This is a genomic window from Tenacibaculum agarivorans (assembly GCF_001936575.1).
Classification (GTDB): Bacteria; Bacteroidota; Bacteroidia; order Flavobacteriales; family Flavobacteriaceae; genus Polaribacter; species Polaribacter agarivorans.
The window spans coordinates 127,928-152,853 of the sequence record NZ_MSMP01000010.1; the positions used below are offsets into that span (position 1 = coordinate 127,928).

The following is a 24,926-nucleotide window of genomic DNA, read 5'->3' on the forward strand; positions in this document are numbered from 1 at the left end:
TTAGTGATGTGTAAGTTGGGTAATAATTTCTTTATGTTGTGGAAATACTTCAATTAGTTCTTTACGTGTTGGTAAAACAAAATCACTAAAATCAAAACCAGGAGCTACTGTACAACCTGTAAATGCAAAAGAGTCTTTTTGTATTACTTCAGCTGCAAACCAATATTGTGCTGGAACTACAAACTGAGGAACTTCATCATTTAAAATATCATTTCCAATGCGTATGAAACTGTATTCTCCTTCAGGAGAAATCATGTGTAATTTCAGTGTTGTACCTAAATAAAAATGCCAAGTTTCATCTTGATTGATCTTATGAAAAGCAGAAAAACTTTCTGAGGTTAACAAAAAATAAATGCTGGTAGAGTAATTTCTATCTCCAGTAAAATAATTAGGTAAATTTTTATTTTCAATTTTACCTTCACTTCTATAAGTTTCTTTAAAATATCCTCCCTCAGGGTGTTTTTGTAAATCGAATTTTTCAATTAATTGTTGAAGATCCATATGTAATTTAGAACAATTTAGATAGATAATACTAAGATTGTATTAGTATTTGTTTTGCTTTTAATTTATAGTCTAAATATAGTGCTTTATTTATTGCTGACATGTCAATGAAATTACCAACATATATCATTTCTAAAACAGTAATGTTACAGGTTTGCATTCTAGGATATTCTTCACCTTTATCAATACAGTTTACTTCAAAATTTCCTTTAGCGTGCAATACCATTTCTCCATCTATTACGTTTTGATAAATAAAATTAAAGTTCAATATAGCACTGTTATCATCTAATAATTTCACAGACATTTCAAAAGGTCTGTCAGATACTTTGTACTTGTCATTACTTATCGTGTAGAAATGTTGTTCAAAAGCATGAACTCCTATGAGTTGAATACGAGGACTTAACCATTCAAATTTATCTTCACATAATAATTCTCTAACTAATGAAAAATCGGTGTTCTGACTTTCAAATAAGTAGAAGAATCTATGAATCATAGCCTTGATTCTATATATTCTAGCTTGTTGCTCACGTATCATTTTTAAGAGGGTATTTTCACTATGTTTATTAACGTATGTTAATATGTCCAATATAGTAAAAATAAAAATGTTGTAGCGTGAAAAATAGAATTTTGTTTGTTTATTGTTTCATTTCTTTGATTGCTAATAACCCAATAAAAGTGAGTAGACCATTAAGAATAAGAATAAAAAAACCAAAATCAAAACCTAATTCTGTTTTACTATAGTCACTAATAAAATAGGTAAGTACTGGGGCTAGAATACACACCAATGGAACTAATTTATCTTTAATTTTTAATTTGGTAAATAGGCCAAAAGCATAAAGTCCTAATAACGGGCCATATGTATACCCCGCAAATTTAAATATTTTGGAAATTACACTTTCGTCAGCAATAAAATATTTAAAAATAAGAATAGTAAGGACTAATATAACAGAGAAAGTAATATGAATTTTTTTTCTGATTTTTTCTTGCTCTTGTTCGTCTTTCTTCTTGTCAATTTCTAAAATATCAATACTAAAAGATGTAGTTAAAGAGGTTAGTGCACTATCAGCACTAGAGTAAGCAGCAGCAATTAAACCTAATAGAAAGAATAGGGAAGTGGCTAAACCTAATTCGCCGCTCATAGCCAGTGTAGGAAAAAGTTGATCTTTGTGTGCATCAATTCCATTTTGATGTGCGAAATCAGTTAATAAAACACCTAATGCTAAAAAGAAGAAATTTACAATAACCAAAACAATAGTAAACCAAAACATATTCTTTTGTGCGTCCTTTAAACTTCTGCATGTAAGATTCTTTTGCATCATATCTTGATCTAATCCTGTCATAACTATAGCTATAAACGCTCCAGAAAAAAATTGTTTCCAAAAGTAATTTCCAGTTTTAATATCGTCAAAGAAAAAAGTTTTAGCTAATTTGTTTTCCGAAATATAGCTAAGTAAACTATCAATTTGCAAAGCATCTTTAATGGAAATGATACAAACTCCAACAGCAATTAACATAAATAAAGTTTGCAATGTGTCTGTCCAAACAATAGTTTTTATCCCCCCTTTAAATGTATATAACCAAATCAGTAGAATAGTAATGGTAACGGTAATCCAAAAAGGAATTCCATAAGCATCAAATAATATTAACTGTAATACATTAGCAACTAAAAATAAGCGAAAAGAAGCTCCAATAGTCCTAGATAATAAAAAGAAAGAAGCTCCTGTTTTATATGAACGTCGACCAAAACGATCATCTAAATAGGTGTAAATTGAAGTCAGATTTAACTTGTAATATAGAGGGAGTAAAATCAAACCAATTACAGCATAACCAATTACATATCCTAAAACCATTTGCATGTAAGACATTTGCTGATTTTCCACCCAACCAGGCACAGAAATAAAAGTGACACCTGATAGTGATGCGCCTATCATACCAAAAGCGACTAAATACCAAGGAGATGAATTATTCGCTTTAAAAAAGGTTTGATTGTTAGCAGATTTTCCTGTGATATAGGCTATACAAACAAGAGTAGCAAAGTAAGCAATAATTAAAATGGCTATATGTAAAGGCTGCATTAATTTTATTTTATATGAATTGCTAATATAGGAATAAAAGAAAAGTGCCGATAGTCATATAGCTACCGACACTTCACATAAAATAATCCCCAATTAAATTTGTTAATCTATATGTAATACTGTTTTATTTGTTTGCTTACGAACTTTCTTTAAATTTTTCATAAAGTCGTCTTCAGCTCTAAATCCTATGGGCATGACCAAAACAGACCTTAAGTTTTTAGCATGTAGATCTAAAAGTTCATCATATTGTTCAGGAATAAAACCTTCCATAGGGCAAGCATCTATTTTTTCGACAGCACAAACCGTCAGTAAATTTCCTAAAGCAATGTATGCCTGATTTTTATTCCATTGGAATAATTCTTCCTGAGTTTTCTGTTCAAAACTTCCCATAAGCATATTTTTAAAAGGCTCTAATATCTCATCAGGTGTGTTTCTAATATCTTTTACTAAACGAAAATAATTTTCAACATCTTTTACTGTATGTTCTTTAGGAACACATATAACCAATACATGAGAGGCTTGTGCTACTTGTTGTTGATTCCATGAATGTTCAACAAGTTTTTTTTGTAATTCTTTATTTTTGATTACTACAAGAGAAACAGGTTGTAACCCATATGATGTAGCGGTTAAGTTAAAAGCTTCAGTAACAACTTTAATCTGTTCTTCTGATAGCTGTTTGTTTTCATCAAATTTTTTTACAGCATAACGCCATTGTAAACTTTCTAGAGTAGTACTCATTTATTTTTAGATTTAAGTTGTTAAGCAAAATTAATACTAAGTTTCCCAGGTAAACAAGAAGTTACCATCGAAAAAAATTATATCAATTATGGAAATAATTATGATATATGTTCATCAATGATTTTTAAGAATGTAGCAGGTTCTGGTCGTACTCTATAATTATCAGTTAAATCTGCATAGATAATTTTGTTTGTTTTGTCCGTAATAATTACCGTTGGTAAAACTACATCAGATTCGTAACCCAAAACTTGAAATCCCATAGGCAAACCATTCTTGTGTAAAAGTTGGAGCTTATCTGCATTTTTATTTTCAATATCTACTAAAAAATGAAACGGAACGTTGTGTTTTTTTGCCAAACTCTCTGTAAAATGATGAGGTTGAGAGCTTATTAAAAAAACTTCAGTATTTCTTTTGGTCAGTTCTTTGTATTCATTGGCAATTTCTTTAATCTGAGCCATACATAATGGACACCAATTACCTCTATAAAATAATAGAACTTTAAAATCACTTTGATAATCAGTTATAGATGTTTCTTCTTTATCTGAAGTGTCAAAAATTAATTCTGGAAGAGTTTTTCCAACTTGTATGATGTGAGTGTTTCTTTTTTCAAATTTGGAATACCAAAATAAGTACGTTAACCAACCTAAAACTAAAATAGCAGAAGCGATAATAGTTGTAATATCTTTAGTGTACAACGCAAAAAAGAACCCTATAAACATAGGTGTAGTGTACCCTATTAAATTAGGACTAGTTCTAGCTACAGGTTTAATAAAAAGCAAACTGAAAAATAAAACAATAGGAATAGAAGAAAGTAGTAAGCTAATAGTTTTATTATTCAACTGAAATAAAATTAAAGTTCTAATTAAAATAATTAAAGCAACGGTAGGTAATAACGTTACAAAAGTAGATTTCAACAAATTTTTCATACTATTTTTGGTCGATAAAAAGAAAGAACATTACAAAAAGTATTTTTTATATTTTTACAATCTAGAAAAAGAAAATAACGTTATGAAAGAGCAACTACTGCATTATGTATGGCAATACAAACTATTTAATACAACTAAATTAACTACTGTTTCAGGAGAACGAATTAGAATTTTACAATCAGGTGTATATAATAGAAATTCGGGGCCAGATTTTTTGAATGCTAAAATAGAACTAGAAAATTTATTATGGTTTGGACATGTAGAAATCCATATTAAATCGTCTGATTGGTATGCACATCATCATGAAAACGATACAAATTATGATGCTGTCGTTTTACACGTTGTTTATGAGCATGATGTAGAAGTGTTTACTTCTGGAAATAGAAAACATTATACTGTAGCATTAAAAGAACTTATTGATCAGGATATTCTAATTGGTTACGAGAAATTATTTGCAAAAGAGAAGCAATGGATACCTTGTGAAAGAGAAATGTTAAGTGTTGGTAATTTTACGCTGAAAAATTGGTTAGAACGCTTATATTTTGAAAGACTAGAACATAAATCCAAATTTATTACTGATCTTTTAAAGACTTCAAATTTTGATTTTGAAGCTGTTCTTTTTAAGCTACTGGCTAAAAATTTTGGATTAAAAGTTAATGGAGAAGCGTTTTTAAAGTTAGCTGAATCCATAGATTTTTCAATATTAAGAAAAGTAAGATTTGATGCACATAGTTTAGCTGCATTATTATTTGGTCAAGCAGGTTTTTTAGATGAAGATTTAGAAGAAAACTATTATTTAAAATTAAGAGATGAATACAAGTATATAAAGCATAAGTATCAACTAAAGACGTTACCGAAACAACAGTTTCAATTTTTTAGAATGCGGCCTAATAATTTTCCGACCATACGGCTAGCACAATTAGTAGCGTTGTATCATAAAACTAGTAGTTTGTTTTCAGAACTTATGCATATTGGGAAATTGGAGGATTATTACAAGATTTTTTCTATCGAAGTTAATAATTTTTGGAAAAAGCATTACACTTTTGATAAAGTCTCTAAACAAACATCAAAGCAACTAACTAAACCATTTATAGATTTACTATTAATTAACACAATTATTCCGTTAAAATTTGTGTATATGAAACAAATAAATCAATACGATGAAGAGGAATTATTAAGCTTAATTCGAAGTATTAATGCAGAGAAGAATACTATTATATCTAAATTTATGGATATGGGTATAGCTGTAAATAGTGCGTTAGAAAGTCAATCATTATTACAATTGCACAATAATTACTGTATAACTAAGAGTTGTTTATCATGTGCTATTGGCAATTTCTTGATAAGAGGTAAAGAATAATTTACAATTACTTAAAAATCATTATTTTATTATATGTTACATTTATAAAATGTTTTAATTCTAAATACAAGTTGTAAATACAATTAAATTGAGCTTAAATACTAAAGAATACTACAATAGAGATTTATCGTGGTTGAGATTTAACCATAGGGTACTTCAAGAAGCAAAAGATTCAAGAAATCCATTATATGAAAGAATAAAATTCTTAGCTATTTTCTCTTCTAATTTAGATGAGTTTTTTAAGGTTAGAGTATCGGACATTAGACAAATTAAAGAGATAGATAAATCACTTAGAAAGAGATTGATATCTAAGCCTAATAAGCTTTTAAAGCAAATAAAAAAAGAAGTTGATATACAACAGGGAGAATTTGGAGATATATTTAGAAATCAAATCATTCCTGAATTAAAAGAAAATAATATTATTCTTATTGATGATAAAAACCTTACTCAAAGTCAACAAGAATATTGTGTAACATTTTATGAAGAGCTGATAGCTAATAAACAAATAGAAGTTAAAGAAGAACTTTTTGTAGAAAATGAGAAGCTATATCTGTATGCATTAAAAGATAAACGTAGTCTATGGGTTAAGATAAATAGAATACCTCGATTTGTTGTGCTACCTAAAGAAAAAGAACAATCTCATATCATTTTTATTGATGACATCATAAGATTTAATCTGTTGAAAAACTTTAATGTCGATTTTTATGCGGTTAAAGTATCTAGAGATGCAGAGTTGTACATAGAAAATGAATTCTCAGGAAATTTATTAGAAAAAATAAAGGAAGCATTACCTAATAGAAATACTGGGCAAGTGACTCGAATTCTGGTTAATGAAAGTATTCCTAATTCATACTTAAAACAATTAAAAGTTGATTTAGATGTAAATGAAACAGACATTATAAAAGGAGGGAAGTATCATAATTTTAAAGACTTTTTTGCATTTCCAAATCCAACGTCTAATGAAGCGTTAAGTTTTACAAATTTACCACCTTTAAAAATTACAGAATTAGAAAGCTATAATTCTTTATTTGATGCTGTTTTAGAAAAAGATCGATTGTTTTCTTACCCTTATGAATCATTTGATAGCTTTTTGAGATTTATTGAAGAAGCTTCAGAAGATCAATTTGTAACTACCATTAAAATGACATTATATAGAATGTCAAGCGATTCAAAAGTAGCAGAAGCATTAATAAAAGCTGTTGAAAAGAATATAGATGTAACCATATTTATTGAAACAAAAGCTCGATTTGATGAGGAGAATAATATAAAATGGGGACAAATTTTACAAGAAAAAGGAGTAAAAGTGCATTACAGTTATCCTGGAATAAAGGTGCATTCTAAAATTTTATACGTAAAACGTGTAAAAAATAATCAAGAGCAAGAGTTTAGTTATATAGGTACAGGTAATTTCAATGAAAAAACAGCTAAAATTTATACGGATTTTGGCTTGTTAACTTCAAAAAAGAAAATTACAAATGATATATCAAATGTGTTTGCTGTATTAGAAGGAAATTTAATAATTCCAAAAACAAAAAAGTTATTAGTTTCTCCATTTAATACGAGAAGTGGCTTTACAGAGCTAATTCAAAATGAAATTGATGCAGCAGAAGAAGGAAAAGAAGCAAATATTATTCTGAAGATGAATAGCTTGCAAGATGAGAAACTTATCAAACTTCTATATAAAGCAAGTAACAAAGGGGTGAAAATAAAAATTATCTGTAGAGGTATTTGTTGTTTAGTACCTGGGATAAAATTACAAAGTGAAAATATTGAAGTTATTAGTATTGTAGATCGATTTTTAGAGCATGCTAGAGTATTTATTTTTTCTAATAAAGAGAAAGAAAAAGTGTTTATAGGATCTGCAGATTTTATGACTAGAAATTTAGATCATAGAATTGAAGTGGTTACTCCAATAACTGATGTAGATATAAAGTTAAAAATTAAAGAAATTATTAATCTACAATGGTCTGATCAAACTAAAGCAAGAATTATAGATCAAGATCAAAATAATATTTATGTTAGAACTGAAGAAAATTACGAAAATAGTTCACAGCATAAAATTTATGAGTTTTTAAAAGCATATAATAATTGATCAATGTTAACTTTTCTAATATTTATTCTAAGTTAATAACCGTTCTAAATCCTTTATGATTAGAAGATGAATCTAAACTATTTCCCATTCTTGAAGAAATTCGATAGCTAGCACAATAACTCACATTACATAAAAAAGAGCCCCCTTTAATAACTTTCTCATTTCTTGTATTTATGGGATTATTAGGTCCCATTGGATTTATTATATTTTTATCTTTAATTTTTTGATAATACTTTGGATCATACCAATCTGATGTCCACTCCCATACATTACCACTGGTATCGTATAAACCATTACTGTTAGGTGGATAACTAGCCACTGGAGAAGTATATACGTAACCATCTGATTTATTGTTTTTTTGAGGGAAAACACCAGTGTAAGTGTTTGCAAAATTAGCAACATTTATGATGTCATTTCCCCAATAGCATATAGAGGTTGTATTTCCTCTTGCTGCATATTCCCATTGTGCTTCTGTAGGTAAGTCCCTTTTAGCCCATTTACAATAAGCTATGGCATCTTCATAAGCAATATGTACAACAGGATGATTTTCTTTGCCAATTATATCACTTTTAGGACCATTAGGGTGTTTCCAGTTAGCTCCTTTTTTCCATAACCACCATTGAGAGAAGTCGTATAAATTCTTCACACCATTTGGACGCTCTTTAAAGACTAAGGAACCTGGTTGGAGTAAGGAATCATGAGGTTTTTGAGTCCCAGGAGGTAATTGTTTTTTAATTTCTTCCCAGTCTACTGGTCGCTCAGCAAGAGTAATATACCCTGTTTCATTTATGAATTTTTGGAATTGCTTATTAGTAACTTCCGTAATATCTATTAAAAAACTTTTTAGAGTTACTGTGTGACGCGGTTTTTCATGGTGCATAGCTGCATCATCTTCATCTAAAGCTCCTTGTTGAAATTTGCCTCCTTTAATAAGTACCATACCTTCTGGAATTTTAAGAACAGTCTTATTTTCTATATCGTTTTGTTGAGATTTGGTGTTTTTTTTACAACTAAAAATACCCAATATAAAAAGTGAAAGTATAAATGAATAGAAATGTTTTCTCATAATTTTATGTGATGGTAAGTAATATCTTAAAAGATAAAAGTAGTAAATAGGTCGTTTAAAAAAGCATTCTAAAGCTTTTTTAAACGACCGTATCTAAATTTTTTCGATTAAGAATTTGAAAGTTATTTTTTTAATAATTGTTTTATCGTTCTTTTACCATCTGTAATAATCTCTGCAAAATATTTTCCTTTGTCAAGTTGTAAATCATAAATATTAACGTTATCACTTTCTTTAAAAGTATTAGAGTATACCTTTTGACCTAAAATATTGTATAAGGTTATGTTTATAATTTTATACGTATTTTGAAACTTAAATTCTATGGTATTTTCAAATGGATTTGGAAAAATAGTAATTAAATTATTCTGTATTGTTTCAATATCAGTGACAATACTTTCTTCAGTGCTATTTTCTACTATTGATCTAGAAGAGATATTTTCACAAGCAGTGATAACTACATCATCTAAATACACTCGATCTCCATTCCCAGAAGCATCAGCTCTAAAACGAATTCTGGTGTCAGAAGAAAAAGGACCTGTAACAGTTACTTGATCATTGTAACGCGTGTCATTGTCAAATTCATCTGTAAAATTCCACTCTTCTACAGTAGTAAAACTAGCACCACCGTCTGTAGAAATTTGTAACCAAAAATCCTCATTGGCATTATCCATACTCACACAGTAATAAGAAAAAGCAACAGTAATAGATTCATAGTTACTGGCATTAATAGCATTTGTTGTAGTTACAGAAGTATCTGTATTGTCTCGTAATCGAATGCAGTAATTTCCTGAGTTTGCATAAGGAGCGTCACTAATATTTCTACGTGAATCGGATCCACCATTATTCCAAATTCCCCATCCGGTTTCAAAGTCTTCTGAATTGACAGTCAAAGTAGTACAATTATTATTTCCACCACCACTACTATCTGTTTCAATAATTTCAGGTAAGTCAACAGTTTGTCCGTTGCTTCTAAAAGTAGGCAAAGGAGCAGATATATCTATTAGATAGTTACGAAGATCTGTACTTAAATCATTAGCAACAGTAAGTATACTATTATCGGGAGATCCTTCTAATAAATTCGTATTTTCAGAAATATCATTATCTAAATCATACAGTTCATATGATTCATTTTCATAGAAATACGTAAGTTTATACTGACCTTTACGTATTATAGAAGCAGGTCTTTGCTCTCTTTGAGCATTTATAGCATATCCAGGAAAATGCCAGAAAATACTCTCTCTGTTTAAACTTGTGTCAGTTCCATTTAGTATAGGCCATAAACTTTCGCCATCAATATCGTAGTTTGAAGGTAAGGTAGCTCCTGCCATATCTGCAAAAGTGGGGTACATATCAAAAGCTTGGATAGGTGTGTTATTTACTGCTCCCATGTTGGCAAGTAATCCTTGGGACCAAAGAAAACAGGTAGCTCTTATTCCTCCTTCTTTATACTCTCCTTTCATTCCAGTCAATGGTTGGTTATCTTCAGGACCATTAGCCCCACCATTATCTGATGTAAAGTAAACTAAGGTATTAGCAGATAGCATATGACCAGGATTCCTTGGATCTGGTGTAGTATTTAAATAGTTTATAATTCTACCAATTGCTTGATCCATTCCTTCTAAAATTGCTGCTTGTCCTACATTATCATGTCCCATTTGACTAGTGGGTTTAGCAGCGTACTTGGCATATAAATCGGCTCGAGCATTAGCTTGTCCCCATGGGCTATGAATAGCATAGTTACTAAAATGCATAAAGAAAGGACTATTACTATTAGTATTCATAAAATCAAAAGCAGCCTCAACCATAGCGTCTGTAACATGTTTAGGGGTACCGTCTAAAGAAGTATCTCCTGCTAATTCTAAAGATTCATTAGCTGTGTAAGGATCTGCATATGCGTCAAGTTCTATACCAATTCTTGCGCCGAATCTCCAAATACCATTATTTCTTTGAACAGCGAAATAACTACCAGGTGTTCCGGAAAAATTACCACCATAATTATAGTCAAAACCTTGATCAGTAGGATCATTTCCAGTAATACTTCCACCAACATGATATTTTCCAAAATGTGCAGTTGTGTAACCAGCTGTTTTTAAAGTTTCAGCGATGGTTATAGAATTGCTGGGAATTTCATCTTCTCCATTGGTAAGTATGCCTTGATTTGGAGCTACTAACAAAGTAGTATCACCGCCTCCATTTAAATCTCCAACAGCGAAAACATTATTAGTTGTCCGAGAGGCCCATTGCCCACTTAGTATAGCGGCTCTAGTGGGAGCACAATTAGCACCATTTACATAAGCATTAGGGAAAGCAATTCCTTCATTAGCTAATAACGCAATATTAGGCGTTTCATAAAAATCACTAGGATTATTCATAGAAGTCTCGTTAGATGACGTTTGAGACCATCCCATATCATCTGCAATAATAAAAATGATATTAGGAGACGGAGTTTGTTGTGAATAAATTTTAGTTAAACAAGTGATTGCGAAAATGTATAGTATCAATTTCTTCATAAGATATAGTTTTAATAATTTTAAACATGAAGAAAACTCAAATAAACCAAGGTGTTTATATAATAAAAAATGAAAGTATAGCAAAACGGATTATTTGCTATTCTAGTGTAGGGATAAATTAAAGCTATAAAAAAAAATAGGTATCAGATTTTTAGATCGATTAATGGTTTTGATATTATGTTAAATGATAATTATAGTTTCGATAAATAGTTTGTTTTTAAAAGATGAATTTACAGACGGTTTAATAGTGGTTGCGAATTAATTTAATTGTATTTAACATTAAAAATTAAGTAGCCATGAAAAACTATATTTAGTTATACTATTTCTTGTCTTACACTTTATAAATTTCAATGATCAATTAAAAAAAGATCGTAAATTTTAACTTACAATTACCTGATCATACTAAGGCTAGATTTATAGATCAAGATCAAAATAATATTTATGTTGGGGCAGAAGAAAATTATGAAATTAGTTCACAGTATAAAATTTGTGAGTATTTAAAAAGTAGAAACTAAAATAGTTTCATTACTAGCGAAAATAGATTAAATAATATTTTTACAATAACTTAAAAAAGATAATATTAGTTATAATTATATATTTGTAATTAAAATCAAATAAAATGAGAAAAATATTTATTGCTGTTGTTTCAATTTCTTTGTTAGTAATTGGATGTAAAACTGAGAATGGAACTTCAAAAAATACTACAGTTGAAACAAATAATGATACTGAAACACAAAACACTTCATCTGATACTGATGATAATAGTGGGGATGCTATTTGTTTATTAGACAAGCTTTCTGTTAGAGAAACACCATCATCAAAAGGAACTTGGGTAACTTCTATGAGTTTAGGAGAAAAAGTATACTGCACAGGCGAAGTTCATGTAGATTCTGTTTCTAAAAAAGAGTATTACAAAGTAAAGTTAATAGATGGAAAAGAAGGTTGGTCTAGATCTCCATTTTTAGCTGTAAATGGTAAAGTAGGAGTAATTACCAAAGATGCTAGTATTTATAAAAGACCTGATTTATTAACTAAAACAGATAATAAATATAGTCCTATGGATATTATTGCAGTAATGTCAACTCAAGATGACTGGGTACAAGTAAAAGGAAAAAGAGCAACAGGGAAGTATATTGAAGAGGTTTGGATAAAGTCTAATAATATCTCAGATAAATCTGTAGATATTGCAACAGCAAAGTTTGCTAGTATTGCTATGACTAAAGGATCTATGACGGATAGAATTAAAGAACTACAAGAAATTGTAGGTAATCAAGACTTTTCAGAATCTAGTTTCATTGATTTAATCAAAGATAAAATTAGAGACTATGAGGCAAAGAATGTTCCAGTAGATGTACAAGATGTAAAAGTTGATGAATAGATAGAAATAATCTAATTTATACAACTTTATAAATAAATAAAAATCCCAATGAGAAATCATCGGGATTTTTTATCTTATTAAGATCACACTTTTTTTAGTATAAACTTTTATATTTTACAGGATTAGATTCGTGCATAATATCATAAATCTTTTCAAAAATATCTTCTGCAGAAGGTTTAGAGAAATAATCTCCATCAGTACCATAAGCAGGTCTATGCGCTTTAGAAGTTAATGTGTGTGGTTTGCTGTCTAAATGTACATACGCATTTTGCTTCTCAACAATTTCTTGTAGTAAATAAGCAGAAGCACCTCCAGGTACATCTTCATCAACAATTAACAAACGATTAGTTTTTGCAACAGATTTTATAGTATCTTGATTTAAATCAAATGGTAGTAAACTTTGTACATCAACAATTTCTACACTAATATTTACTTGAGCTAAATCACTTGCTGCTTCTTCAACTAATCTTAAAGTAGAACCATAAGAAACAACAGTAATATCTGTACCTTCTCTTATAACTTCTATTTCCCCAATAGGAGTTTTAAAATCTCCTAAGTTGTTAGGGCGCTCTTCTTTTAGTCTATAACCGTTTAAACATTCAATTACTAAAGCAGGATCATCACCTTCTAATAAAGTATTATAAAAACCTGCAGCTTTGGTCATATTTCTAGGTACCAATACATGTATACCTCTTATGTTATTAATAATTCCTCCCATAGGAGAACCAGCATGCCAAATACCTTCTAATCGATGTCCTCTGGTACGAATAATTAAAGGAGCAATTTGTTTACCAAAAGTTCTATAACGTACTGTTGCTAAATCATCACTCATAATTTGTAATGCATACAATAAATAATCTAAATATTGTATTTCAGCAATAGGACGTAAACCTCTTAGAGCTAAACCAATTCCTTGTCCTAAAATAGTAGCTTCTCTAATACCAGTATCAGAAACACGAAGCTCACCAAATTTTTCTTGAAGTCCTTCTAACCCTTGATTTACATCACCAATATATCCTGAATCTTCACCAAAAACTAAAACTTCAGGGTGTTTTTGTAAAATAGCTTCAAAATTATCACGCATTATAATACGTGCATCCACTATATTTTTTTCACTATCGTAACTAGGTTTTACTTCTTTTACTTTTACAGCTGCTTTATCTGTTTCACTTAATAGATGTGTAGAGTATTTTTCATAAGCATCACCTATACGTTCTTTAATGAAATTTTGCAGTGCTATTTTTTCAGGGGAATTTTCATCACGAAGTAATCGCAAACTTTTTCGACAAGCAACTAAAATATCTTTACGGATAGGTTCTACTATGCTTGTAAGATCATTTTTGTATTTCGTTATGAATGTACCATTTTGGCTTTTAGCAGCTACTTGATCTAAAATTGTTGCTGCTGCATTTAGCTCTGATTTTATTTCATTAAGAAAATTATTCCAAGCATTACGTTTAGCGGTACTAACTTCCTTTTTAATTTGCTTATCTATAACTTTTAACTCTTCCTCACTTTCAACAAAACGTAATACATTTCCTGTTTCGTCATTTAATTCGAACTCAAGTATCCATTGTCTCATTTTAGTGATACAATCAAAGTCTTGTTCCCATTGTAATCTTTCTTTAGACTTATATCTTTCGTGAGATCCAGAAGTAGAATGTCCTTGAGGTTGCGTTAATTCTTTTACATGTATTAATACAGGGATGTGTTGTTCTCTTGCAATTTGAGAAGCTTTATTGTATACATCAACAAGCTGAACATAATCCCATCCATTAACAACAAAGATTTCATAACCATTAGCTTCATTATCTCTTTGAAATCCTTTTAAAATTTCTGAGATACTTTCTTTGGTCGTTTGATGTTTTGCATGTACTGAAATACCATATTCATCATCCCAAACACTCATTACCATAGGTACTTGAAGTACACCAGCAGCATTTATGGTCTCAAAGAATATTCCCTCACTTGTACTAGCATTACCAATAGTTCCCCAAGCAACTTCATTCCCTTTATTTGAAAAATTTGTGAAATGATCTAAATTTTCATTGTTTCTGTAAATTTTAGAAGCTTGAGCTAATCCTAATAAACGAGGCATTTGTCCTGCAGTAGGAGAAATATCAGATGAAGAATTTTTTTGTGCTGTTAAGTTTTTCCAATTCCCATTTTCATCAATAGAGTGTGTTGCGAAGTGTCCACCCATTTGTCTTCCTGCAGACATTGGTTCTTGTACAATATCAGTATGCGCATATAAACCTGCAAAAAATTGTTGGGCAGTTAACTCTCCAATAGCCATCATAAAAGTTTGGTCTCTGTAGTATCCAGATCTAAAATCTCCATTTTTAAAGGCTTTAGCCATAGCTAACTGAGGAACCTCTTTACCATCACCAAAAATTCCAAATTTTGCTTTCCCAGTTAGAACTTCTCGCCTTCCAAGTAAACTACATTCTCGACTTAATTTTGCTATTTTGTAATCGTTTAAAACTTCTTCTTTAAAATCTTTGAATGATATTTCCTTTGAATTTGAAATTTCTACTTTAACGCTCATATATAATTAGTTGGAATTACTGCAAAGATAGTTTTTTAAAATGAAATTAAAAAATCGGCTTTTTTTTGAGTTAAATTATGAAAAATTCAAAATAATAGATGTTTTAGTGATATATCTATAATATTCCTCTGCGCAAAAAATTATAAATTCTATCCAAACTTGTAGTTACAATAAAACGAATTTTGTTTGGATATGCAGGTTTAGTGATTTCAAAACCTTGATTTGTATATATAGGGAAGTATAATTCAAAAATATTAGGGACAAAGTTTAAACGAATACCATTTTCATAGAAAAATCGGGGGTATTGATTTTTACTTTTTAACATAGCAGCATCATTATATATTTCAACCCATTTCCACATACTGATACTTGTGTTGGCTGCTAAAATTGCTTGATTTGCAAAAGGAGATTCATTAGGGAAGAATGATTTAAAACCTGCATCTGAAATAATAAATTGTTGGCTAAATAATCCTGAGTTTTCTGATCTACCAAACAAGTTTTGTTCAAATAAATAATCTGGACTTCTATTTAAACCAAAGCTGAAAAAATCACCTTCTGAATTATTCCAGAGAAAGAATCCTCCGAATAAACGAAGGTTAAAACTACGTTGTTGGTCAAAGAATTTTAAGTAACGAATATCAGTAGAGAACTTACTAAAATTGTCTCCAAATTCTGCATTTATTGCATATTGAAATCTTCTAATTACATCTGGTTTACTAAAAATATATCTGAAGTTTAACACACTATATCTATCGTCTTCTACTTCAATATCTTCAGGATTAATCTCTCTATCTACATAAATAACTCTTGTAGTCAATGATTTGGTACCTACATCTCTTAACGTATTTCTTCTGAACTGAATATTTACAAAAGGGACAAATGTATTATAGCTTAACTCTGGAGCATAATGGAAGTTACTTCCACTAACTCCGTAGCGTATTTTATAAATTTTAGACTTCTCGAAAAAATGATCATACCCAAAAGAAAAAGATCCTGTTAAATTTTCACTTCTAAAAGCATAGTTTGGAGTTAAGCTAAAATCAAAATTATGACGAATAACTGCTCTATTGTTAAAATTGACTCCTAAGATCATACCATCGTAAAGATTAAACCTTACATTCGGATTAAAGAATACTTGATTGTAATTGGGATCTTCAATATCGGTTAGAAAACGAAACTGAATAGGTTTACTTACAATAGCATTACTAGGTTTCTTATAATTATTTAGAGAGTTGTATTCAGGATAAATTTGTTCATAGTTTAAAGCTAATTTATCATATTCGCCATTTTTAATGGCTATAGTTTTAATGCTATCAACTCCAGTTACCCATTTTTTTAATTGTATTCTTTTATTATTTATTGCATATAGTGAAACAGGAGCAGCAATTTTTCTTTTATTTTTTATGGTAACTAATAGTGAGTCTTTTGTTTTATTAGGTTTTACTTTTTTGATTTTGTAGTCAATTTTTTCAGTTGTATTGATATAATCTCCAAAAAACCAACTTAAATCTTTAACCGTATTATGTTCAATAATCTTCTTAAATACATCAGAATTGGTGATTTTTAATCTATGGTTTTTATAGTAATCTTGGAATGATTTTTTTAGTACATCTTCACCAATGAAATCTTTTAAATATTTAAAACCTAGCCCAGCTTTATAAGGACTAACTACTTTTCTATTGAAATTTGATAAAGAATCTGCTCTTGTCGTTAAGGCTTGGTCAAAAAATCTACGAGCACTAAATTGATAGAAAAAGGCATATTTATCGTTTTGCTTCAGTTTAGCAAAATTATAATCCTTAAATCCCCAAATTTTAGAGAATCGTCCAAATACAGTGATGTCAGGATAGTAAGTATTGATATACTCCATCATCAAAAAAGTTTGGATACCATCACATAACCAGTAATCTTTACGTTTGTTTAGTAATAATACATCATCAATATATTTTTCGGTTAATGCTTTAAAAAAACGAACTTCCCACTTGAAGTTTTCAGGATAAGGCCTTAACCAATTTGGAATACCATAAATGTCTCGTAATGAGTTTTTATTTACAGTATTTCCATCAACTAAAATTTCAGTATGTGGGTGTGAGCCTGTAAAATTTTCTATAAAATCAATTTGTTTATTTACAATTGAATTTGCAGTTTTTAATTCTATTCTTTTGTCAAAAAGATCTGTTTTTATTTGGGAGTTTTTAGTTTTAAATATGGTGAATTTTTCTCTTTTGCTAATGCTTAGAATAATATCTTTTTTTCTTTTTCCAACTAAGTAATAACTTTTGTAATCTTCTTTTTGTGTTTGATATTGATATAAATTACTTTCTAAATATAGTTTTTCGGGAATAGTAATTTCTAGTACATAATTAGCAATGTTTTCATAAAGATCATCCATGTTTAAGTTACTCATAAGTTGCCATTCTGTATTAAAAACAGCAGGAGTGAGGTACCAAAAACGTAAATGATATCCATCTTTGGTTCTTCCATATCCAGTATATCTAGCTTTAGGAATTTTTACGGTGTAGCTCGCTTTTATTTCTATACTATCTTTAGGAAGTAAAGCTTTGTTTAATTGAATTTCAATAATATCATCATGATTTTTTACTTCTTGGTAATCAACTTCTTTGTTATTGGTTAGAAGTGAAGTTATTTTTGAGAATCCTCTATCACTTTTTTTAGAAAAGTAAAAATCTTTTTTATAATCTTTAATCAATCTTTTACCTAAAGGAGTTTCTTTGTCTTTAAAACTATTACCCCAATTGTGAAGATATATTTCTTGTAGTGTTTTTTGAGAGGTATTATGATATATTATACTTTGCTCAATATGAATTGTATGTGAAATAGTATCTAAACTTGCTTTTATTTTTATAGCGTTTTCTTGTGCTAATATTACATAAGAAACTAGTAAAATGAATAGGTATGTGGACTTTTTTAAAATCAAATAATAAGGGATAAAAAATAAAAACTCGCTGTTTAAACAACGAGTTCAATATAGAGTTTATTTTGTTAAAGCAAAGCCCAAAAAGTGTTAATTACACATTATAATTAGAAGTTTGGTTTTAACTGATATTTAGCATAGAATTTATTAAAGTGTTCAACTGCCTCTTCAGCTGTATCAACTACTCTAAATAATTTTAAATCACCAGGACTGATATTACCTTCTTCAAGAAGCGTGTTTTGAATCCAGTCTAATAATCCACTCCAGAATTTTTTTCCAACTAAAACAATAGGAAAGCGTCCAATTTTATGTGTTTGGATTAAAGTAATGGCTTCAAAAAGTTCATCCATAGTACCAAAACCTCCAGGCATCACTACAAAACCTTGAGAATATTTTACAAACATTACCTTACGAACAAAAAAGTAATCAAAGTCTAAACTTTTTCCAGGATCAATCCATGGGTTATCATGTTGTTCAAAAGGAAGTTCAATATTTAAACCTACAGAAGTTCCTTTCCCTCTATTTGCTCCTTTATTACCAGCTTCCATAATTCCAGGTCCACCACCAGTAATTACTCCGAACCCACTTTGTGTAAGTTGAAAAGCTACTTCCTCAGCTAATTTGTAGTATTTATGATCGGGTTTAGTTCTTGCTGATCCAAATATAGATACACAAGGTCCTATACGGCTTAATCTTTCATAACCATCTACAAACTCAGACATAATTTTAAATATAGCCCAAGAATCATTGGTTTTTATTTCATTCCATGTTTTTTGTTGTAGTTTTTCACGGATTTTTCTATCGTCGTTTGTCATTTTTCTTCTTTTTTTAGGACTTGCTAATTTAGTGCTTTTTTTAGATTAAAAGTTATTATAGAAACAAATAAAGAAGAAACCGCAGTTTCTTCTTTATGTTTAAAAGAAAAATTTTCCCCTTCATATTTTACTTTTCATATTAATTTCCCCGAAAAACGAAATAAAGAATCTAACTTTATGTTCATACTTTTGTAATTTGTTACCTTATTAATTGAAGAAAAATAAAAAATCGCCTAAAAATTACTTTCTAGGCGATCCCATAAATATTATCTAAATATAGATATAAAAAGTTTACTTAATTTATTAATAATAGCATTCTTTAATCTTTCCATATTTACCAGTATCCTCATCCCATCCATAACGATAGAAACAATTACATCCAGGATGTGTGTTAGTGTCACATTCACGAGTGAATTCCGCAGGTAAACTTCCTCCAAAAACGTTTTGTTGTTCATTTTTGTTTAATGTTTTTCCTAAACTTAAAATTGATTTTTTCATAATAATCTGAAATTTTAAAATAATTAATTAGCTCCTTGAACATTTTAAGACACTCATAGTTTATGTCTATTTTTAGCTAAAAATTATAGTGTAATTACTTTATAGTGCAGAAAATGAACAGTTGTTACCCTCTTTTCTTATAAAAAAATAATGTAATTAGAAATAAGCTTATAAAAGCTACTAAATAGGGTAAATATTTTGTGTTAGAAAAAGTAGGAGAGGTGTCTCCAATTAGAATGAAAGAAGCCCAGTAATAAGGTGATTTTTCAGATAAGGAATGTGTTTTTAAGTATTCACGTTTTGCAATACTTATAGCTTCGGTTTTAGATACTCCTTTATTTAAGTATTTATAAAATTCCTGCATTAAATAAGTTGTAGAGCTATCATTTACATTCCATAAAGAAGAGATAACTGAGTTCGCACCAGAGTAGAAAAAACCTCTAGCCATATTTAAAATCCCTTCTCCTTTTTTAAGTTCTCCTAAATTAGTTTCACAAGCACTTAATACCACCAAGTCAGCATTTGTTTTATGGGTATATAATTCATGAAGCTTCAATGTGTCTTTAGCAAAATAAACTTCAGGTGTATTCGAAGATTTAGCATGAGTAGCTAAGTGGATAATTTTATAATTGTTACTATGGTTTAAAAAGTTGTATTTGGTAGCGTTTTTATTTGTAAAAAGATCAGCTTTTAAGTTAGAATTTATTTGATTTAGTTCTTGTTCTGAAGAAGTTAAAGACTGTAAGTTCTTATTAGAAAAGTGTATTGGAGCAAAAGCGATAAGTTCTTTAGAAATTTTTCGCTTAATATTTTGATTAAAATTAAGAAACGAAGCTGAGTATGCATAACTAATGTTATGATCTTCTACCAAATATCCTAAACTATCAGATTTAATATTGAGAGATTCAAAAGGAATGTTTTGTAAAATGCCCTCAGTAATAATTATCAAATCTTTGTTTTTGATGAGAGTTCTAATCTCATCAGTCGGAAATAAATAATGATATAATTTATTAGAGGTTTTAGAAAACTGTTGTAATTCCTTTTTTTGTGTTAAAGGTTTGCTGATAAGTTTTTTATAATTATTTAAGGTTTTAGTAAACTCAGGAGTTAAATCTATTTTAAAAGAATAACTATTTTGATTGGAAATTAATAAACCAATAAGAGTATTTGTGTGTTCAACATCCATATGATATGATGTAATAATGGCGTGTTGATCCAATTCTTTTTTGGTTTCTTGGAGTGTTATAGCCTCAATATTATTTTTCTTTAAAAAAGAATTAGGGTATAATTTTTTTATAGAATCTTGGAATTTCTCATAGGAAACTTTTAGTGAAAATAGTTCGTTTTTAAGTTTATTAGAGTTGATGTTTGTTTTGTTCTCTAGTTCATGAATTTTTTTTCTGAAGTCAATATCATTTTTAACAATATGCTTAGGAAGGTTTAGAGTTTCGTTGTTTTTTTTAATGCTTTGTGTTAGTAAAAAAGCTTTATTATTTTCAGAATATCTAAAGATAGCATCATCATCATTTAAGTAATAAGCTGCTAAAATTCCTACACTAAAAATCTCAGAGATTTCTTCTCTCCATAAAAATTGAGTGTTGATTTCTATATTTGATTTTAATACTACAGAAATATATCTATTAGCAAAATCAATGTTTTTTAGAATTTCTTGTAAAAAATCAATGTTTTTTGTTTGGTTGTATGCATTCAATAAAATTCTACTTTTTAATTGTAAAGCGCTAATTGTAGATCGTTTATCCCTTGAATTTATAATTTGATATTCATCAAGATCTTGTAAAGTTTGATTTTTGTGTAATTTTAAATTTAAAGCTATTGATTTGTCTACATGTTCTAATGCCTTTTCAAATTTCTTTTTAACATTAAAATAGCGAGCAATATTTCTGTGTGTCTCTTTTTGGTTGATTTTGTTTATAGAATCATAAGAGAGACTTTGTCTTAAAAAATAGAGACAACTATCATTTTTTTTATTTAAATACAACTCACCGATATTTAGAAAAGTATAACTTAATGTAATTGAGTCATTTTTGGCTAATGCTTTTTTGAGGTTCTTTTTATAATAATATCTAGCTTTATTAAAGTTGTATTGATGTTTTAGTGCGTATAGATTAGCTAGTCCGTTATTAACAGCGTATACAAATGAACTATGAATCTTTTCAGGATTTTGTTTAATTATACTATCTCCCTTTTTTAAGTATTTTAAACCAAGGGTTGTTGCATAGTCAGAATCCATTTTATTACAATTATCGGATAGTCTACAATATTGAGCAACAATAGCAACTTTAGGTGCAACTTTCTCAAGAATAGGTAACCCTTTTAGGTAGTAATCTATGGATTTGTAAAAATCTCCTTTTCTGAAATAACATTCACCTGTTTGACAATACGATTGTGCAATTTTTAAAGGAAATACATTTGTATTTATTGCTTTTTCATAATAGGCGATAGAGGTGTTATAATCTCCGTTTTCGTAATAAAAACGTCCTAAATTGTATAAAGCATTGGTGTATTTATTATTAAATATTTCTAGATTATTAAGTATGTTAACTTCCTGTATTCCGTATTTGATTGCTAAATCATATCTTTTTTTATGTTTATATAAGTAGAAAGAAAAATTATGCGCAACTTCAGCATATATTGAATCTTTTTTAGGAAATAGAGAAAGTATACTGTCAATTTTTTGCTCGTTGAAATTGATAGTTTTTCCAGATGCAACAATTTGTTTATAAGAATATTGAGAACTAGCTCCCATAGAATAGAGAGCTAGTATAAAAATAGTGAATCGTTTTAAAATTTTAGTCTCTAATATCTCCAAGGTACATTAAATCTCTTATAGTTTCACAGTTTTGAACACTTGATGCAGCTAATAAACCTGAGGCTCTAGCAAAGTCATCTAATTGATCATCATAAACTACTACTAATCCAGGTTTACCTTCTACAGGGTCATTAATTCCAGCCCCATCGGTTCGTGGAATCACTATTAGATTTCTAAACTCAACTGTTTCAGCATCTACATTTGAATTACAAGCTTCAATTGAACCAATTGTTACACCAAGTATGGATGCTACTGTATTTCTTCTACTTCGTTTTTCTGCAGACGTTAAACCTTGAGGGTATAGTAGTACTACATAAGAAGAAGTGTAATAATTAATCTTAGTCTTTGTTTTTGTTTTTTGGTTTAAAATTTTAGAAGATTTATCTGTTTCAACTATTAGTTCTTCTTCTACAATTTCTTCATTTTTTTCACAACTAATTGTACACGTAAATACAAGTAGCATTATCAAAAAAAGTTTTTTCATTTATTAAATAATTTAAAGTTTTTTTAGATACTTATTGATATACTAGGTTTTTTAATCATAGGTATCTTTGAATAAAACACAATTGTTTAAATATTAAAAATTAGCTCCCATATAAAAGAGAGCTAATATAAAAATCGGTTAAGAATTAGTTTCTAATATCTCCAAGATACATTAAAGCTCTTATAGTTTCACAAGTTTGAACATTAGAAGCAGCTAATAATCCAGATGATCTTGCAAGACTATCTAAATCTTCTAAATTTATAGTTACTACATAAGGAGGAACGTCACCTTCTACAGGATCATTAACTCCAGCACCATCAGTTCGATTAAATACGATTAGATTTCTAAATTCTACAGTCTCAGCATCAACATTTGCATGACAAAACTCTATTGAAGTAATAGTTACGCCTAATCGACTAGCTAATAAGTTTCTTCTATTTTGTCTTTCAATAGCTGTTAAACCCTCAGGATATAATAAAACTACATGAGTAGAATACTCATTGTTGGTAGTTCTTTTTGTTTTTTGTTTAAGATTTAAGAGTTTAGGTGTCTCTTTAGCTTCAATTTTTATTTCTTCTTCAATTACAACTTCTTCATTTTTTTCGCAACCAATTGTGAATACTAGTGCTAATAACACTAGTAAAAATAATTTTTTCATTTTGTATAATTTTATGTTCCCCTATTAAGTATGTAAAACTTAAAAATGTTACCCACGCAAAAGTATAAAAATTTTATTTTTGCTTAAGAATTAGATAAAATGGATAGTAGCTTTTACTTAAATGCTCTTGAAAAAGGAGATTCTAAAGTAATTTCAAGAATTTACAAAATTAATTTTTCTCAAGTCAAACGATTTATTCTTCAGAATAAAGGAGGGATGGAAGATGCAGAAGATATTTTTCAAAAAGCATTGCTTCAAATAGCTGTTCGTCATAGAAAAGAAGGAATTGTAATTAAGAGTAGTTTTGACGCCTATTTATTTACAGTTTGTAAAAATTTATGGAGAAGAGAATTAAATAATCGTAAAACAAGGGTAACAAATAACGAAATAGTAGAACAGGTAAGTGAAGCTAGAGATAATGCTAGTGCAATTATAGAACAAAAAAGACACGAATTGTTTTTAGAAAAACTGAATGAAATATCAGATAATTGTAAAAATATCTTATCAATGTTTTTTGCTAAAATTTCTTATGCAGAAATAGTTGAGAGTACAGAATATAATTCTGAAACAGTTGTAAGGCAACGTGTTTTTAAATGTAAGAAGAAGCTTACAGAGCTTATAAAAAAAGATGAAAGATATAATTCATTACGAGAATTATGAATATAGAAGACGATATTTTAATTGAACAATTTTTGAGAGATCAACTTTCTGAAGAAGAAAAACAGTTTTTTTTAGAGAGGATTGATACAGATGATAATTTCAAAAAGCATTTTATATTTGAAAAGCAACTTTTTGAGTCTTTAAACGAAGATTCGTGGAGTACAGTTGAGAATACTAATGCATCAGAAATTGAAGAATACAAAACAATTTTTGAGAGTGAAGAAATCAAAGCGTTGAAAGAAGTAATAAAACAAGCTTCTAAGAAGAAAGATAAAACGAGTAAAATAAGGATTATTACGTTAATTTCAGGATTGGCTGCTGCTGTACTAATACTAATAACATTAAACGTTTTTCAAAATTCACCAGTAGATGTAGATACCATATACAATAATAACATTGAATTACAGAAACTACCTTCATTTATTACTAGGGGAGGAGAAACAGACACCTTACTAATTAAAGCAGAAAATTTATTTAAAGAGAAAAAATATAAAGAAGTTATTACTCTTTTAGATGAAGTTCTTAGTAAAGAAAAAGAGAACAGTAATGTATATTTATATAAGGCTATTGCTCACATTGAACTAAACGAGTTTGATGCAGCTGAATCTGTATTAGATACCTTAATAAAAAGTGAATTAATAGATGCAGAAAAAGGATATTGGTATAAAAGTTTACTATACCTAAAATCTAAGAAAATAAAAGAAGCAAAAGAGGAATTAAAAAAAACTGTAGATAATACTTTCTATAATCATAAAAAGGCAAAAAAAATATTAAAAGAATTATAGGTTAATGTGTTAATAATAGTGGTGGAATAAAAAACGCCATCTGAAATACAAACGACGTAAAAATTAATAG

General features: G+C 29.0%; 19 protein-coding genes. 5 read left to right on the plus strand and 14 right to left on the minus strand.

The features are described 5' to 3' along the window. The 5 genes from BVC87_RS09620 to BVC87_RS09640 all read right to left on the minus strand — a co-directional run bounded on the left by BVC87_RS09620 (position 1) and on the right by BVC87_RS09640 (position 4,240). On the minus strand, positions 1–501 hold the full coding sequence (locus tag BVC87_RS09620) for a cupin domain-containing protein (protein ID WP_075342160.1): 501 nt from the start codon (positions 499–501) through the stop codon (positions 1–3). A gap of 31 nt (positions 502–532) precedes the next feature. After that, complete coding sequence (locus BVC87_RS09625; RefSeq protein WP_075342161.1) at positions 533–1,036, minus strand: hypothetical protein; 504 nt, start codon at positions 1,034–1,036, stop codon at positions 533–535. 100 nt (positions 1,037–1,136) lie between these two features. Then, positions 1,137–2,576: a sodium:solute symporter gene (locus BVC87_RS09630; protein ID WP_075342162.1), complete on the minus strand. Its 1,440-nt coding sequence runs from the start codon at positions 2,574–2,576 to the stop codon at positions 1,137–1,139. Positions 2,577–2,678: 102 nt separating this feature from the next. Continuing rightward, a complete protein-coding gene (locus tag BVC87_RS09635; protein ID WP_075342163.1) occupies positions 2,679–3,314 on the minus strand; it encodes an NAD(P)H-dependent oxidoreductase in 636 nt (211 codons plus the stop codon). A 98-nt stretch (positions 3,315–3,412) separates the two neighbouring features. Further along, positions 3,413–4,240 carry a redoxin domain-containing protein gene (locus BVC87_RS09640; protein ID WP_075342164.1) on the minus strand — a complete coding sequence of 276 codons (828 nt, stop codon included), beginning with the start codon at positions 4,238–4,240 and terminating at the stop codon, positions 3,413–3,415. Positions 4,241–4,322: 82 nt separating this feature from the next. On the opposite strand from BVC87_RS09640, the gene BVC87_RS09645 reads away from it, so the two are divergent. Next, a complete protein-coding gene (locus BVC87_RS09645) occupies positions 4,323–5,600 on the plus strand; it encodes a DUF2851 family protein (RefSeq protein ID WP_075342205.1) in 1,278 nt (425 codons plus the stop codon). 88 nt (positions 5,601–5,688) lie between these two features. Further along, positions 5,689–7,692 (plus strand): polyphosphate kinase 1, encoded by a 2,004-nt coding sequence (gene ppk1 / locus BVC87_RS09650; RefSeq protein ID WP_075342165.1) that lies wholly within the window; start codon positions 5,689–5,691, stop codon positions 7,690–7,692. A gap of 22 nt (positions 7,693–7,714) precedes the next feature. Here the strand turns inward: ppk1 and BVC87_RS09655 are convergent, their stop codons facing one another. Together BVC87_RS09655 and BVC87_RS09660 are read right to left on the minus strand one after the other, a co-directional pair. Beyond that, on the minus strand, positions 7,715–8,758 hold the full coding sequence (locus BVC87_RS09655; protein ID WP_075342166.1) for a formylglycine-generating enzyme family protein: 1,044 nt from the start codon (positions 8,756–8,758) through the stop codon (positions 7,715–7,717). Positions 8,759–8,880: 122 nt separating this feature from the next. Next, positions 8,881–11,265, minus strand: a complete 2,385-nt coding sequence (locus tag BVC87_RS09660) for a sulfatase-like hydrolase/transferase (protein ID WP_075342167.1) — start codon at positions 11,263–11,265, stop codon at positions 8,881–8,883. Between the two features lie 619 nt (positions 11,266–11,884). Between BVC87_RS09660 and BVC87_RS09665 the strand changes: the two genes are divergently transcribed. Beyond that, the gene (locus tag BVC87_RS09665; protein WP_075342168.1) at positions 11,885–12,643 is read left to right on the plus strand and encodes an SH3 domain-containing protein; all 759 of its coding nucleotides are present in this window, start codon (positions 11,885–11,887) and stop codon (positions 12,641–12,643) included. Between the two features lie 94 nt (positions 12,644–12,737). Here BVC87_RS09665 and BVC87_RS09670 read toward each other — a convergent pair whose 3' ends face one another. The 7 genes from BVC87_RS09670 to BVC87_RS09700 all read right to left on the minus strand — a co-directional run bounded on the left by BVC87_RS09670 (position 12,738) and on the right by BVC87_RS09700 (position 23,411). After that, positions 12,738–15,191, minus strand: a complete 2,454-nt coding sequence (locus BVC87_RS09670; protein ID WP_075342169.1) for an alpha-ketoacid dehydrogenase subunit alpha/beta — start codon at positions 15,189–15,191, stop codon at positions 12,738–12,740. 115 nt (positions 15,192–15,306) lie between these two features. Further along, complete coding sequence (locus tag BVC87_RS09675) at positions 15,307–18,129, minus strand: gluzincin family metallopeptidase (RefSeq protein WP_083629377.1); 2,823 nt, start codon at positions 18,127–18,129, stop codon at positions 15,307–15,309. A gap of 104 nt (positions 18,130–18,233) precedes the next feature. Continuing rightward, positions 18,234–18,941, minus strand: coding sequence for an LOG family protein (locus BVC87_RS09680; RefSeq protein ID WP_075342170.1), 708 nt, complete (start codon positions 18,939–18,941; stop codon positions 18,234–18,236). Positions 18,942–19,244: 303 nt separating this feature from the next. Beyond that, complete coding sequence (locus tag BVC87_RS09685) at positions 19,245–19,439, minus strand: hypothetical protein (RefSeq protein ID WP_075342171.1); 195 nt, start codon at positions 19,437–19,439, stop codon at positions 19,245–19,247. A 124-nt stretch (positions 19,440–19,563) separates the two neighbouring features. Next, complete coding sequence (locus BVC87_RS09690; RefSeq protein ID WP_075342172.1) at positions 19,564–22,206, minus strand: CHAT domain-containing protein; 2,643 nt, start codon at positions 22,204–22,206, stop codon at positions 19,564–19,566. 43 nt (positions 22,207–22,249) lie between these two features. Further along, the gene (locus BVC87_RS09695) at positions 22,250–22,753 is read right to left on the minus strand and encodes a hypothetical protein (protein ID WP_143569753.1); all 504 of its coding nucleotides are present in this window, start codon (positions 22,751–22,753) and stop codon (positions 22,250–22,252) included. Positions 22,754–22,898: 145 nt separating this feature from the next. Beyond that, complete coding sequence (locus tag BVC87_RS09700; protein WP_075342174.1) at positions 22,899–23,411, minus strand: hypothetical protein; 513 nt, start codon at positions 23,409–23,411, stop codon at positions 22,899–22,901. A gap of 99 nt (positions 23,412–23,510) precedes the next feature. Between BVC87_RS09700 and BVC87_RS09705 the strand changes: the two genes are divergently transcribed. Both BVC87_RS09705 and BVC87_RS09710 read left to right on the plus strand, forming a co-directional pair. Further along, positions 23,511–24,071: an RNA polymerase sigma factor gene (locus BVC87_RS09705; protein WP_075342175.1), complete on the plus strand. Its 561-nt coding sequence runs from the start codon at positions 23,511–23,513 to the stop codon at positions 24,069–24,071. Beyond that, a complete protein-coding gene (locus BVC87_RS09710; protein WP_075342176.1) occupies positions 24,068–24,856 on the plus strand; it encodes a tetratricopeptide repeat protein in 789 nt (262 codons plus the stop codon). The genes BVC87_RS09705 and BVC87_RS09710 overlap by 4 nt, the downstream gene beginning before the upstream one ends. Positions 24,857–24,926: the final 70 nt, after the last annotated feature.

Excerpts from the sequence above, each read along its gene's own strand:
- BVC87_RS09620 (WP_075342160.1), bottom strand. The coding sequence starts at position 501 with ATGGATCTTCAACAATTAATTGAAAAATTCGATTTACAAAAACACCCT.
- BVC87_RS09625 (WP_075342161.1), bottom strand. The coding sequence starts at position 1,036 with ATGATACGTGAGCAACAAGCTAGAATATATAGAATCAAGGCTATGATT.
- BVC87_RS09630 (WP_075342162.1), bottom strand. The coding sequence starts at position 2,576 with ATGCAGCCTTTACATATAGCCATTTTAATTATTGCTTACTTTGCTACT.
- BVC87_RS09635 (WP_075342163.1), bottom strand. The coding sequence starts at position 3,314 with ATGAGTACTACTCTAGAAAGTTTACAATGGCGTTATGCTGTAAAAAAA.
- BVC87_RS09640 (WP_075342164.1), bottom strand. The coding sequence starts at position 4,240 with ATGAAAAATTTGTTGAAATCTACTTTTGTAACGTTATTACCTACCGTT.
- BVC87_RS09645 (WP_075342205.1), top strand. The coding sequence starts at position 4,323 with ATGAAAGAGCAACTACTGCATTATGTATGGCAATACAAACTATTTAAT.
- BVC87_RS09655 (WP_075342166.1), bottom strand. The coding sequence starts at position 8,758 with ATGAGAAAACATTTCTATTCATTTATACTTTCACTTTTTATATTGGGT.
- BVC87_RS09660 (WP_075342167.1), bottom strand. The coding sequence starts at position 11,265 with ATGAAGAAATTGATACTATACATTTTCGCAATCACTTGTTTAACTAAA.
- BVC87_RS09665 (WP_075342168.1), top strand. The coding sequence starts at position 11,885 with ATGAGAAAAATATTTATTGCTGTTGTTTCAATTTCTTTGTTAGTAATT.
- BVC87_RS09670 (WP_075342169.1), bottom strand. The coding sequence starts at position 15,191 with ATGAGCGTTAAAGTAGAAATTTCAAATTCAAAGGAAATATCATTCAAA.
- BVC87_RS09680 (WP_075342170.1), bottom strand. The coding sequence starts at position 18,941 with ATGACAAACGACGATAGAAAAATCCGTGAAAAACTACAACAAAAAACA.
- BVC87_RS09685 (WP_075342171.1), bottom strand. The coding sequence starts at position 19,439 with ATGAAAAAATCAATTTTAAGTTTAGGAAAAACATTAAACAAAAATGAA.
- BVC87_RS09690 (WP_075342172.1), bottom strand. The coding sequence starts at position 22,206 with ATGGGAGCTAGTTCTCAATATTCTTATAAACAAATTGTTGCATCTGGA.
- BVC87_RS09695 (WP_143569753.1), bottom strand. The coding sequence starts at position 22,753 with ATGAAAAAACTTTTTTTGATAATGCTACTTGTATTTACGTGTACAATT.
- BVC87_RS09700 (WP_075342174.1), bottom strand. The coding sequence starts at position 23,411 with ATGAAAAAATTATTTTTACTAGTGTTATTAGCACTAGTATTCACAATT.
- BVC87_RS09705 (WP_075342175.1), top strand. The coding sequence starts at position 23,511 with ATGGATAGTAGCTTTTACTTAAATGCTCTTGAAAAAGGAGATTCTAAA.
- BVC87_RS09710 (WP_075342176.1), top strand. The coding sequence starts at position 24,068 with ATGAATATAGAAGACGATATTTTAATTGAACAATTTTTGAGAGATCAA.